Annotated in this window: 10 protein-coding genes; 4 read left to right on the top strand and 6 right to left on the bottom strand. The window is 57.8% G+C overall.

Annotation, left to right across the window (positions count from 1 at the left end; all coding sequences use genetic code 11):
* The first annotated feature begins 905 nt into the window (after positions 1–905).
* On the top strand, positions 906–1,826 hold the full coding sequence (locus FJD38_RS21470; RefSeq protein WP_146387396.1) for a GGDEF domain-containing protein: 921 nt from the start codon (positions 906–908) through the stop codon (positions 1,824–1,826).
* Positions 1,823–2,857 carry an AraC family transcriptional regulator gene (locus FJD38_RS21465; RefSeq protein ID WP_146387395.1) on the top strand — a complete coding sequence of 345 codons (1,035 nt, stop codon included), beginning with the start codon at positions 1,823–1,825 and terminating at the stop codon, positions 2,855–2,857. Before FJD38_RS21470 ends, FJD38_RS21465 begins: the two co-directional genes overlap by 4 nt.
* 158 nt (positions 2,858–3,015) lie before the next feature.
* Here FJD38_RS21465 and FJD38_RS21460 read toward each other — a convergent pair whose 3' ends face one another.
* The 6 genes from FJD38_RS21460 to FJD38_RS21435 form a co-directional block, all read right to left on the bottom strand.
* Positions 3,016–4,452 (bottom strand): amidohydrolase family protein, encoded by a 1,437-nt coding sequence (locus tag FJD38_RS21460; protein WP_146387393.1) that lies wholly within the window; start codon positions 4,450–4,452, stop codon positions 3,016–3,018.
* A 24-nt stretch (positions 4,453–4,476) separates the two neighbouring features.
* Complete coding sequence (locus FJD38_RS21455) at positions 4,477–5,205, bottom strand: ABC transporter permease (RefSeq protein ID WP_324834642.1); 729 nt, start codon at positions 5,203–5,205, stop codon at positions 4,477–4,479.
* A 64-nt stretch (positions 5,206–5,269) separates the two neighbouring features.
* Positions 5,270–6,100 carry an ABC transporter ATP-binding protein gene (locus FJD38_RS21450; RefSeq protein ID WP_146387389.1) on the bottom strand — a complete coding sequence of 277 codons (831 nt, stop codon included), beginning with the start codon at positions 6,098–6,100 and terminating at the stop codon, positions 5,270–5,272.
* Positions 6,097–7,131 (bottom strand): aromatic ring-hydroxylating dioxygenase subunit alpha, encoded by a 1,035-nt coding sequence (locus FJD38_RS21445; protein WP_146387387.1) that lies wholly within the window; start codon positions 7,129–7,131, stop codon positions 6,097–6,099. The genes FJD38_RS21450 and FJD38_RS21445 overlap by 4 nt, the downstream gene beginning before the upstream one ends.
* 57 nt (positions 7,132–7,188) lie before the next feature.
* Positions 7,189–8,190, bottom strand: coding sequence for an ABC transporter substrate-binding protein (locus FJD38_RS21440; RefSeq protein WP_146387385.1), 1,002 nt, complete (start codon positions 8,188–8,190; stop codon positions 7,189–7,191).
* A 1,067-nt stretch (positions 8,191–9,257) separates the two neighbouring features.
* Entirely contained in the window at positions 9,258–10,271 is a 1,014-nt protein-coding gene (locus tag FJD38_RS21435; protein ID WP_146387383.1) for an Ldh family oxidoreductase, read from the bottom strand.
* 144 nt (positions 10,272–10,415) lie between these two features.
* Here FJD38_RS21435 and FJD38_RS21430 point away from each other — a divergent pair, with 144 nt between their 5' ends.
* Both FJD38_RS21430 and FJD38_RS21425 read left to right on the top strand, forming a co-directional pair.
* Positions 10,416–11,291: a MurR/RpiR family transcriptional regulator gene (locus tag FJD38_RS21430; RefSeq protein ID WP_146387381.1), complete on the top strand. Its 876-nt coding sequence runs from the start codon at positions 10,416–10,418 to the stop codon at positions 11,289–11,291.
* 13 nt (positions 11,292–11,304) lie between these two features.
* Positions 11,305–12,054 (top strand): transporter substrate-binding domain-containing protein, encoded by a 750-nt coding sequence (locus FJD38_RS21425; protein WP_146387379.1) that lies wholly within the window; start codon positions 11,305–11,307, stop codon positions 12,052–12,054.
* Positions 12,055–12,069: the final 15 nt, after the last annotated feature.

Below are 12,069 nucleotides of genomic sequence, written 5' to 3'. Positions count from 1 at the left end.
GGAGGCAAATGAGCTGATTTGACCCCGCTTGGTTTTTAGCTTTTGGCTTTTAGTTTTTAGTTTTTAGTTTTTAAAAACCATCTCACTGCTGCCACCGAAACAGTGGGAACGACACTGGGGCCCATCACAGGAGGCTGAACGCAGGTGCTGTTATGGGGGTGGCGAGGCAGGACGCCGAGCCAGCCGCGATCGGGCCAAGGATGGCCCGTCGCGGCGGGCCCCCATAACAGTGCCTTCGTTCTGGCACCGGGCGAGCCTAGGCGAGCTCGGCCGTATGGTAGGGCAAGGACTTTTTGCTTATTTTTGTGGTGGTCCGACACTCGGCTGTTTGACAAAAGTGAGCCGCCGTAAGGGCGGAACCCGTAGAAAGGTTTAATACAACAAATGGATATGTACTCGGCGCTCCAGTGATGAAAACCGTGTACATATCCATTTGATGCTTAACGACTATCTACGGGTTACGCCCTTACGGCGTGTCACTTTGCAAAAGCCGAGTGTCGGACCATGACAAAGTAACCAAAACGCTTCCGCCCCCGCGTACGGCCCTCGCTCCGGTCCCGCTCCGTGGGCACGCTGCGACGGGCCATCCATGGCCCGATCGCAGCTCTCCCGGCATCCATGCCGGTCGACCCACTCCGCGAAACCTCCTCTCGGCCTCCCGAAGGGGCGGCAGATCAAGATCAAGATCAAAAGCAAGATCAAAAGCAAGGTCAAAGGCAAGGTCAAAGGCAAGGTCAAAGGCAAGGTCAAAGGCAAGGTCAAAGGCAGAATCAAACGCCCGGTTTTAGGGCGCTTATAAATATTTCTCGACATGATCCTTGAGCTGATTTGACCTACACATCTTGTAACACCGTTGTCACACACCTCTGTTCTGCTGGCCGTTACCACGTTTGGGTAGAACAAAAATGAGCTGGCTCAACATACTTAAACACCATCGCTGGACCCTCGGTCTGCTGTTGCTGGCAGCCAATATCGATCTATGGCTGACCCTGGCCTTTGGTACGGCCAAATCCTTCCATGAATGGCAATGGCTGGACATCGTCGGCGAAGGCGGTACTGCGCTGTTTATGGTGTTCTGGCTGGTACTGGTGCTTAAAAGCCGGCCCACCGGACGGGTCACTAACTACCTCGCTCTCGGCCTGAGTTGTATGTTTTTGTCATGGTGGATGGACGTGCTCGATGAGTTTATCCGCCTGCCCAAGCACATCAGTTGGGATCACTGGCTGGAGTCAGGACCAATGCCCATCGGCATGGTCTTGCTGACGATTGGTCTGTACCACTGGCACCGCGAGCAACAAGCAATCAATCAGCAGATGGAGAAGCGTGAACGGGTGTTTCGCGAGCATCGCCTGTTCGACAAACTCACTCCGCTGGGCGGCGCTGATTACCTCAAACGGCAAATCAGCGATTGCCTGACCCAAAGCCTTGAGCAGCAACAGCCCCTGTCATTGCTGGCACTGGATATTGACGACTTTAGTGCGATCAATCAGCAGTACGGCCACGCTGAAGGTGACGCCGTGTTGCAAGCCCTCAGTCAATTGGTGCTGCTCAACCTGCGCCGTCATGATCTGCTCTGCCGACTGGCGGGCGACCGCTTTGTGGTGCTCCTGCCCAATACCGGCGAAAGCCAGGCGCGTTTGCTGGCACTGGAGCTGCAACAAGCAGTACAAGGCCTGGCGCACAAAACCCGCTTGCAAGGGGAGCGGTTGTATTTGGCGGCCAGCACCGCCGTGGTGATGGCGGTCAATGAAACGCCTGAAGCGCTGCTCAAGCGGTTAAACCTGACCCTCGCCCGTGCCAAACCCTTGCGCAGGCAGCAAGCATGAAGCCGGATAACCGCTGGTACGAGGCCGACAGCCGGTTTATTCCCGGCCATTACCAGCCTGCGATGTTGATCGACCTGGCCTTGTCGCGGGGTATCGACAGCCATCGCCTGCTACGTGGCACAGGCTTGTTTTACGACGACATCGCCGCCGGTCACACACGGCTTAGCCCTCAGCAGTTTTTTGGTTTGATCGATAATGCCCATCGCTTGCTGGCGGCTGATGACAGCAGCTTTTTGTTTGGCCAACGCCTGTTACCGGGGCATTACGGGCCTGCCAGTCATGCCCTGCAGCAAGCGCAAACTCTGCATCAGGCGCTGGACACCGTTATCCATAACCGTGCCCTGCTCAGCCCCTTGCTGACGCCGCGTTTAGTGCTGGATGAGCACTATGCCTATCTGTACTGGCTCGACAGCTGCGGCGCACAAGCGCACCTACGTTTCGTCCTGGAAGCCAGCATGACCGCAATCAAAAGCATGACTCAGTGGTTGAGCGGTGAACGCTTGCCGTGGGCCTGCAGCTTCAGCCATCCCGAGCCACGCTATGTTGAACAGTACTGGGTACACCTGGGCGAACACACCGAGTTTGGTAGCCAGCTGGACATGATGCGCATCCCCCGTGAATACCTGACGCAGCCTTGGCCCAACGCTTCGGCGACTGCTCGGCACGTGGCGCTGCAACAGACCCAGGTGCAGTTACAAGATGTGGGCTTCAGCGCCAGCCTGCTTGACCGGCTGTACGTGTACCTGCGCGACAATGCCCGCCAATGCCCCAGCCTTGAACAAGCGGCCGCACAGTTTTCGATGAGCCAGGCCACCCTCAAGCGCAAGCTGAGCAAACACGGCACTCACTTTCAGGCGCAGCAGGATCAGGCGCGCAAACATGTGGCGTTGTACCTGTACCAGATCAAGGGATTGAGCAGCGAAGCGGTGGCGCAACAGCTGAACTTCAACGACCCGGCTAATTTTCGTCGAGCGTTGAAGCGGTGGACGGGGTGTACGCCGAATTTGATCCGGCAGTTCTTGCGGGTGTAAACATTTGCCTGCGTAGCAGCTGTCGCAGGCTGCGTCCGGGGGCGCAGCCGCCGTAAAATCAGACACTCCGGTGTGCCAGTTGAACCCGACACTGCGTATTTACGATTGCTTCGCAACCGGACGCAGCCTTCGGCAGCGGCTACAAAAGTGTTTAGACCTTAACGCCTCACGCCCGCGCGACGTTGCAGGTCGCGCACCGCTTGCGCAGCCTCACGACCAAGCTGGGCCATATCCAACCCGGGAATGCAGTCATCAGTCACCACTTGCCGACCTCCAATCAGCAAGGCTTTAAGACTCGCCCGTCCTCCACAAGCTACTGGGCCAATCGCCGGATCGTGCAGGCCGAAATAACGCGGCTCGTCCAACCGGTAAAGGGCAATATCCGCCGCCTGCCCCACCGCCAGAATCCCTAATGCAGGTAAGCCCAGCACCTGAGCGCCACCCGCGGTACCCCAGCGCACGACATCTTCAACCGTCGCCGCATCGGCACCACCTTCGAAAGTGCCACCGGCGTAGCGCGGCTTGGCCTGCTCGCCCTTGCGGGCGCGCTGCATCAGCCACGCGGCATGGGTTTCCGATTGCATATCCGCGGCCTCGTTGGACGCAGCCCCATCAACGCCAATGGAGATCGGTACCCCAGCCGCCTCCAGTGCCACAATGTCGGCAATTCCGCTACCCAATCGCCCATTGCTCTGTGGACAGTGGGCGATGCCCGTTGCGGTTTGCCCCAACAATCGAATTTCATCAGGCAGCAGTTTGACCAAGTGCGCAAACCATACATCCGAACCCAGCCACTCATGCTCGGCGCAGAATTGCACCGGGCTCATGCCAAACTTAGCCTTGGCCGCATCCAGGTAGTCCACCGTTTCAGATAAATGTGTGTGCAATCGCACACCCAAGGCACGCGCTACCCGCGCTGTCTCTCGTAGTTCTTCGGGGGTGGTGGAATGCAAGGCCGTGGTGGGGGCCATGACCACCCGACGAAACGCATCCGGTGCAGGGTCGTGATAAAGCCCGGTCAGGCGCTCGACGTCTGCCAGATAGTCGTCGAGTTTTTCCGCACGCAGCGCCTGCGGCAAGTCAGCCTCCAACTGCCTTGTCTGGGTGGCGCCACCCCGGCACAACACAAAACGCATACCCAGCGCCTGAGCTTCTTCAAACAGAATCGCCGCGCTGTCGTAAGGCATGCCGGGGTAATACAGGTAATGGTGATCGGCTACCGTGGCACAGCCGGAGCGTAACAATTCGATCAGACCGATACGCGCCGCAAGCCTGAAGCTGTGCTCATCAAAAGCCCCACGAAAACGGTACGGTGTGGCCGCCAGCCAAGACGTCAGGCTCTGATTCAGGCCCTGCGGCTCCCCCTTGAGCAGTGATTGGAACAAATGATGATGGGTGTTGATCCACGCCGGATAGACCACACAATCACGCGCATCGATAAGGGTTTCCCCCGGCAAGGGCTGCAAAGCGCCCATCGCAACAATACGCCCGGCCTGCACGCGAATATCCGGCCCGGCATGGCGCGCCTCGACGCCTCGAAGCCCGGTGAGCACATGCTGAGCATTGCGAATCAAACACGCGTTGGTGTCAGTCATTGGATTTCCACTTGAGGTCATACGTTAGCCCTGCTCACTTTCATGCCAATGCCCGAGGCTGAACTTCGCCAATGCGGCCATCAGGCTGAACAATAAAATACCGGTGAGCGCGATTAGAACCAGTGCCGCAAACAGACGCGGGATATTCAACTGGAACCCTGCCTGCAGAATTTGATACGCCAGCCCGGCGCCCGTACCGCCTGTGCCCGCCACAAACTCAGCGACCACAGCACCGATCAGTGCCAACCCGCTGGCAATGCGTAAACCACCGAAAAAGTACGGTAAGGCACTCGGTATGCGCAGCCGTGTGAGCGTCTGCCAACGCCCTGCCCGGTTGAGTTTGAACAGATTGAGCAAACCCGGATTGACGCTGCGCAAGCCCAGCACCGTGTTGGAGATAATCGGAAAAACGGTCACCAGCGTGGCGCAAATCACCAACGCCAGGGTGGTGTTGCTGACCCAGATAATGATCAGCGGCGCGATGGCCACCACGGGCGTAACTTGCAAGAGTATTGCGTAGGGAAACAGGCTGGCTTCAAGCCATCGGCTTTGTACAAATACAAACGCCGCAGCCACACCCAGCACCACTGCCAGGGCAAAGGACAGAAAGGTGATTTTCAGCGTGACCCACAGCGCGCTCATCAATAATGGCCCGTCCTGAATCAGCGTCTGACCGATGGCCAGCGGGCTCGGCACTAAGTACACCGGGACTTTCAGGGCAACACACAGCCCTTGCCAAAGCCCCAGCAGCAGCGCACCTACCAGCAAGGGTGCGAGGATTTTTTGCACGCGTGGATTCGCCAGCCACGCCGGGTTTTCAGTATCCATATGCACGGCCTCCCACAGCATCCATCTGGCCGTTTGCCTGCGCCAGCAAGGCCGACAAACGCCCGCACTGGGTAATAAAACCGGAGGACATGCGAAAGGCATCGTCGCGCAGACTCGGCCCCTCGATGGCCACATCGGCCAGCACCCGGCCCGGCCGGGCGCCCATTACCACTACCCGCGAGGACAGAAACACCGCCTCATAAATGCTGTGGGTTACAAACACCACGGTCAGATCACGCTCGGCCCACAATTTGCGCAGGTCGCTGTCGAGCCGGTTACGGGTAAATTCATCGAGCGCCCCGAAGGGTTCGTCCATCAGCAACAGATTCGGTTCGGTGACCAGCGCACGGGCAATCGAGGCGCGCATCTGCATTCCCCCCGACAATTCGCGCGGATAAGCATGAGCAAAGTCCTTCAGCCCAACCCGATTCAACGCCGTTTGTACCCGCCGTACCTGGCCAGCCTTGGGCACGCCACTCAGTACCAAAGGTAAACCGACATTTGCGGCAATTGTCGCCCAAGGCATCAATGTGGCTTCTTGAAACACCATCGCCATTTTTTGTTCCGCTTCGGCCTGACCGATCGCCCCCTTGCCCCACCAACGCACATGCCCGGCGCTGGGTTGCTCAAGCCCGGCAAACATCTTCAACAAGGTACTTTTGCCACAGCCGGAGGGACCGAGGAGTGAGACAAACTCCCCGCGCCCCACGCTCAATTTCAGCCGTTGCAAGGCATGAGTGCCGTTGCTGTAGGTTTTTTCGACCTGGTTAGCCAGCAACACAGGGGGTTGCGGGTGATTAAGGTCCAGAGCGGCGTTCATAACGGCACCCCCGCCGCACGGAATTGCTCCTCTTCACCATGAGCCTGCAACAGATCAAAGAGCATCTTGCGCATGATCAGCCCCGGTTTATCGGACTCCATATGAAACTCCACACGCCGCCGTGTATCAACGCAGGCATCGTAATCTGTGGCTTCGAGAATATCCTGGTCTTCACGGGTAATCGGCGCGTCCCAGGCAATCAACTGCTCACTGCTGCAATCGGCCTCGCTGTCATTGCGATACAACCACTGCACCAACTGAATGGTTTTGTCGTCAATAGGCGTAGCGCAGTTGTAGATGATGTGGTGCACACCACTGTCCGGGTAGGTGCAACCGAAACGCCGGACAAACGGCAGATCCCAGCGATTGAACAGGTGTCGGGTGGTGGTCGGTGTATCGGTGCCGGTAATGCGATGGCCTGCAGGGGGGTTGTTGATCGGCACGATGGTTTCGGCTTCAAAGCCCCACTCTTTCTTTACAAACTCGTATTTGGACGGTTTGGGCTGGCTAAGCATGCCGAAGTTGGCTTTGTGCACAAAAGAAAAGTGCGAGTTATCGAAGGAGTTTTCCATAAATCGCAGCGCACTGGTCTTCCATTGCTCGTAAAACTGAAAGATGCGCCGGTAAGCCGGCGCGCCATCCTCTTCAAATACAGGAATGGGTTGCAAGGGTTCATCGAGGCAGACCCACACATAGCCGTATTTTTCCTGGCAGTGAAACGCTGTGGTCCTGGCGCCAGCGGGGATAGGGGCATTGTCGGCCTGCTGCGGGATGCACACACAAGCGCCTGTCTGATCGTAGCGCCAGCCGTGATAGCCGCACACAATCACACCGTCCTCGACCCAGCCTTTTGACAGTTGCGCGGTGCGATGGCAACAGCGGTCAGCCAGCGCCACGGGGCCTTGCTGCCCCATAAAAAGCACCACTCGCTCGCCGAGCAAGGTGAAAGGTTGCGGCCCGTTGTCCAGTTGCGACACGGGCATCAGGGCATACCAGAAACGACGCAGTACCGGTTGTTGGGTGACGAGCATGGGAAATCCTCAATTGTTAGGCAAGGCCTTCTGCGAGGCCGGATCACGGGCAATCGGTTACTGGCTGGCCTGGGTCTGACTGATGGGCAGCACGTTGAGGTCTTTGACAAAGCGCGCGTCATAAGCTTTGCGCCAATCAACGTCTGCCTTGAGTAAACCGGCCTCGACCATAAAATCGCGGGTGGCCTGCCAGCGTGCATCGGTCATCACACCAATGCCTTGGGTTTGCGCATCACCGCCGTCAACCAGCCGGTATTGCTTAAGCGTGGCCACCCCCCAGTCGAGCAACTCATCACTCATATTTGGGTTGGCCTGTTTAATCAGCGCGTTACCCGGTGCCGGGTTGGCCAGGTAACTGCGCCAGCCTTGCATTGAGGCCTGAATAAAGCGCTGCAAGACCTCGGGCCGTTGCTCGATTACATCGGAACGCGTCACCAGTGTTGAGCCATAGGGGGGATAGCCCGCCTCAGCAAATAATAGAAAGTGAGCCCCCGGATCAGCTTGGCGCCCCTGAAACAACTCTGAGCTGGCGTAGGCTTGCTGGGCGGTATTGGGATCGTTCAGAAATGGTTGCAAGTTGAAGGTATAAGGTTTGGCCTGTGACTCCTCCAGGCCGTATTTTTGCTTTAGCCAAGGCCACCAAGTCTGCTGCCCCGAGGTTGAAACAAGAATGTGCTTACCCTTGAGCTGAGTTAAATCCTGCACATCGGCATGCGCCATCAAGCCTTGCGGCTCGCCCTGAAAAGCGGCGGCCACAGCGACCACAGGCAATTGCTGCTCTTGGCTTTTGAGCACTTGCAGATCGTAATTGAGGATGACATCGGCCTGCTTGCTGAGCAGCAACTGCATGCCGTTGACTTGTGGGCCGCCCATGCGGATGGACACGTCCAAGCCCTGTTTGGCATACAGGCCTTCGGCCACAGCCTGATAAAAACCGCCGTGCTCGGCTTGGGCATACCAAGAGGTAAGCAGCACGATTGAGTCATTGGCCTGAGCCAGAGGGGTGAGCAGCAAGGTTAAAGGCAAGGCTTGCCAATATGAGGTTCGAGCACGGGTCATGGGCACTGCTCCTGCAAAAGCACTACACGGATAAGACCGGGAAGCAGGAGGCTTGAGGGGTGGTGCGGAGAAAGGTTTAAACCGGCCGCTGGACCACTCTCCCGAGCCGACTGATCGCCAGGTTCAGGCACCCGTAGGACGGGTGTGTAACCGAAGTCACAAGAGCAATGCCCGGCACAGTGTGAGATGTGTGCTGACCGCTTCTACTCGGGTTATTTGCTAGCAGGAGACGTGCCAATTTAGCTTTTAGCTTTTAGCTTTTAGCTTTTAGCTTTTAAAACGATCTCACTGCCGCCACCGAAACAGTGAAGCCAACGCTGAGGCCCATCACAGGAGGCTGAACGCAGGTGCTGTTATGGGGGTGGCGAGGCAGGACGCCGAGCCAGCCGCGATCGGGCCAAGGATGGCCCGTCGCGGCGTGCCCCCATAACAGTGCCGGAGTGAAGGCACCGGGCGAGCCTAGGCGAGCTCGGCCGTATGGTAGGGCAAGGACCTTTTGGTTCCTTTTGGGGCTGTTTGCCAAAAGGAACTCGCCGTAAGGGCGAAACCTTTATTCCAGTTAAAAGCATGTAATGGATATGTACTCGTAGCTTTTAATTGGCCTGCGTACATATCCATTAGGTGTATCACGGCTTTCTACGGGTTCCGCCCTTACGGCGGCTCACTTTTGTCAAACAGCCACAAAAGTAAGCAAAAAGGCCTTGCCCCCGCGTACGGCCCTCGCTGCGCTCAGGTGCCCCTCGCTCCGGTCCCGCTCCGTGGGCACGCTGCGACGGGCCATCCATGGCCCGATCGCAGCTCTCCCGGCATCCATGCCGGTCGACCCACTCCGCGAAACCTCCTCTCGGCCTCCCGAAGGGGCGGCAGATCAAAAGCCAGATCAAAAGCAGATCAAAAGCAGATCAAAAGCCAGATCAAAAACAGATCAAACGCTCGCTTACGCTCTTGCTCTTCTAAGGAGCGGGGCTGCGACAAGGGCCCCAAGACCCTCAAAATACAGGGCCACAAACGTGGGCTTTTGTTCAATTACAGTGCAGCAAGCACCAAAAAAGCGCCCGCGCCGCTCGTCACGCCAACGCACGCAACTTGGCCAGTTCTTCTTCCCCCAACACAATGCCGTCGCTCAAGGATTTGGCCCGCTCTATAAAGCGTCGATCACCCGGCATACGCTCAAGCCCCACACCCTGCATCTGACGCACCAGTTCAGCACTGCGCTCGGCAAAGTTGTTGCCCGCGGATTTGCTCGGGTCGATCACAATTAATAATTGCCCCGTCCAGGGCGTCTGCGCCCCAGGGTGTTTCGACCAGTCAAACTCAAACGAGAAGTTGCCGCCCGTCAACGCAGCCGCCAGCAGTTCCACCATCATCGACAGCGCCGAGCCCTTGTGCCCCCCAAATGGCAGTAAGGCTCCGCCGTCCAGGATTTCTTTGGGGTTTTCAGTCGCCGCGCCGTGTTTATCAACACCCATACCTGCAGGCAACGCATGGCCCTTGCGCGCAGCAATTTGCACGTCGCCGTGGGCAATCGCACTGGTGGCCAAATCAAAAACGATGGGCGAGCCGCCCGCACGCGGTGCGGCAAAAGCAATCGGGTTGGTCCCGAATAACGGTTTGGAGGCGCCATGGGGCACCACGCAGGTCATGCTGTTAACCACGCTCAACGCCACCAGCCCCTCTTCGGCGAACGGCTCAACGTCGGGCCATAACGCCGCGAAGTGATGGGAGTTGCGTATCGCCAATACGGCAATACCGGCACTGCGGGCCTTTTCCACCAGCAACCCTCGGGCCGCCGCCAACGCAGGCTGGGCAAAACCATTGGCCGCGTCTACCCGCACAAAACCACTCGCCACGTCCTCAACCACCGGCACCGCTTGACCATCCACCCAGTCACTGGCCAAAGACGACAAATAACCGGGAATGCGGAATACCCCATGACTGTAGGAGCCGTCGCGCTGCGCCCGTGCGCAGTTGTCCGCCAACACCTGTGCCACCGCAGCAGAGGTACCGTGGCGTTCAAAGATCTTTTGCAACAGGGCAGTCAGTTCGCCAAGGGTCAGCGATGAGGTGGCGGGTTGGGACATGGTGGCGCTCCAATGGAATTGTTTTTATCGGGGTGCAACGTCGAGGCCAACTATCCTGTTGTGACAGTTATCTGTCAATTGTTGACTTAATGACAGAAAACCTTCACTTTCTGCAACGCGCTGATACAACAACAGGAAGCAGCCGTGAGCCAGTCGATTAAACAACGCCTTGAAAGCAGCCTGTCAACCGCCGCACCTTCGGGTCGGGCGATTGCCAGTTATATGCTGGCCAATCTTTACGAGCTGCCCTTTCAGACCGCCGCCGACATCGCCACCAAACTGGGTGTCAGCGAGTCCAGTGTCGGGCGTTTTTGCCGAGCGCTGGGCTACAGCCATTTCAAAGACCTCAAAAACGACCTGAAAGATGACCTCGGCGATGGCCCTTGGCTGGTCGGTGATCGCTTGCAGGAGTTTCGCCTGCAATCGAGCCAGAGCCCGCAAGGTTTGCCGCGCAGCTTCGAGCTGGAAGTGGCGGCGCTGGTCAAGGTCTACGAATACAGCCTGACCCCGCAATGGCAAACCGTCAGCCAGCGCCTGGCCACACGACGCAGGGTATTTGTCGCAGGCTTTCAGACCGAGCGCGGCATCGCCGACGCCATGGTGCATTTGCTGCAATACCTGCGCGATGGCGTGCAACGGGTAGATGGCGCCGCCGGGCATTACGCCGATGTGCTGCTATGCCCGCCCGAGGACTGCGCACTGGTGGTGTTCGAAGCCCGCCGCTATTCGCGCCACGCCCAGCTGTTATGCCGCAAGGCGCGCGAGGCCGGTATTGCCGTCACGCTGATTACCGACACGTTCTGTGACTGGGCCGAGCAAAACGCCGATGAAGTGTTTCGCGTGCCCACCGAATTCAATCTGTTCTGGGAATCCACCGCAGCCATGCTGTCGCTGGTGCACCTGCTGATCAACGAAGTCTGCAAACAACTGGGACCGGACGTCGAAAAACGTCTTGAGGCAACCGCGGCCTTGCACAACGAGTTCGTGGGCTACACCTCCTCACCCGGCTCAAAACAATAAAACGAGGTGCTAGATGAACAACGTCATTCGCTTTGCCAGTGCATGTGCATTGGTTGCTGCTTTCGCGTCCAACGCGCAGGCCGAGAAACTGACAATCGCCACGGAAGGCGCCTACCCTCCTTTCAACTACGTTGACTCAGACAACAACCTGCACGGCTTCGATGTCGACATTGCCAAGGCCGTGTGCCAGCGCATGAACGCCGAGTGCACGATCGTGGCTCAAGACTGGGACGGAATCATTGCCGGGCTGATGGCCAAGAAATATGACGCCATTGTCGCGTCGATGATCGTCAACGAAGAACGCAAAAAGAAAATCGCCTTCACCAACCACTATTACCGCACGCCGCTGTCCATCGCCGTCCCCAAGGACTCGTCCATCACCGATGCCCAGTCCGACTTCAAGGGTAAAACCGTGGGCGCGCAAAGTGCCGCAACGCAAAGCATCTATGCCGAAGAGCATTACAAGGATGCCGACCTCAAGCTCTATCCGACCCTGGATGAGGCCAATAGCGAGCTGGCCAACGAGCGGGTCGACGTGGTGATTGCCGATAAATTCCCGTTGCTGGAATGGGTCAATAAAACCGGCAAGGATTGCTGCAAAATCATTGGTGACGTCGACGGCACCATGGCTGACGCAGCGATTGCCGTGCGCCAACAAGACAACGCGCTGCGTGAGCGTTTCAACAAGGCACTGGACGAAATCGTGGCCGATGGCACCTATAAAAAGATTTCCAGCCAGTACTTCGACTTCGACATTTACTGAGTCACCCGCCCTCGC

This window comes from Pseudomonas saxonica (genome assembly GCF_007858365.1).
GTDB lineage: Bacteria > Pseudomonadota > Gammaproteobacteria > Pseudomonadales > Pseudomonadaceae > Aquipseudomonas > Aquipseudomonas saxonica.
Note: the sequence above shows the minus strand (reverse complement) of the source record. Positions and strands in the feature narration are given on the sequence as shown.

Bases quoted from the DNA above. Each gene is read 5' to 3' on its own strand.
- FJD38_RS21470 (WP_146387396.1), top strand. From the start codon at position 906: ATGAGCTGGCTCAACATACTTAAACACCATCGCTGGACCCTCGGTCTG.
- FJD38_RS21460 (WP_146387393.1), bottom strand. From the start codon at position 4,452: ATGACTGACACCAACGCGTGTTTGATTCGCAATGCTCAGCATGTGCTC.
- FJD38_RS21425 (WP_146387379.1), top strand. From the start codon at position 11,305: ATGAACAACGTCATTCGCTTTGCCAGTGCATGTGCATTGGTTGCTGCT.
- FJD38_RS21450 (WP_146387389.1), bottom strand. From the start codon at position 6,100: ATGAACGCCGCTCTGGACCTTAATCACCCGCAACCCCCTGTGTTGCTG.
- FJD38_RS21465 (WP_146387395.1), top strand. From the start codon at position 1,823: ATGAAGCCGGATAACCGCTGGTACGAGGCCGACAGCCGGTTTATTCCC.
- FJD38_RS21445 (WP_146387387.1), bottom strand. From the start codon at position 7,131: ATGCTCGTCACCCAACAACCGGTACTGCGTCGTTTCTGGTATGCCCTG.
- FJD38_RS21440 (WP_146387385.1), bottom strand. From the start codon at position 8,190: ATGACCCGTGCTCGAACCTCATATTGGCAAGCCTTGCCTTTAACCTTG.
- FJD38_RS21435 (WP_146387383.1), bottom strand. From the start codon at position 10,271: ATGTCCCAACCCGCCACCTCATCGCTGACCCTTGGCGAACTGACTGCC.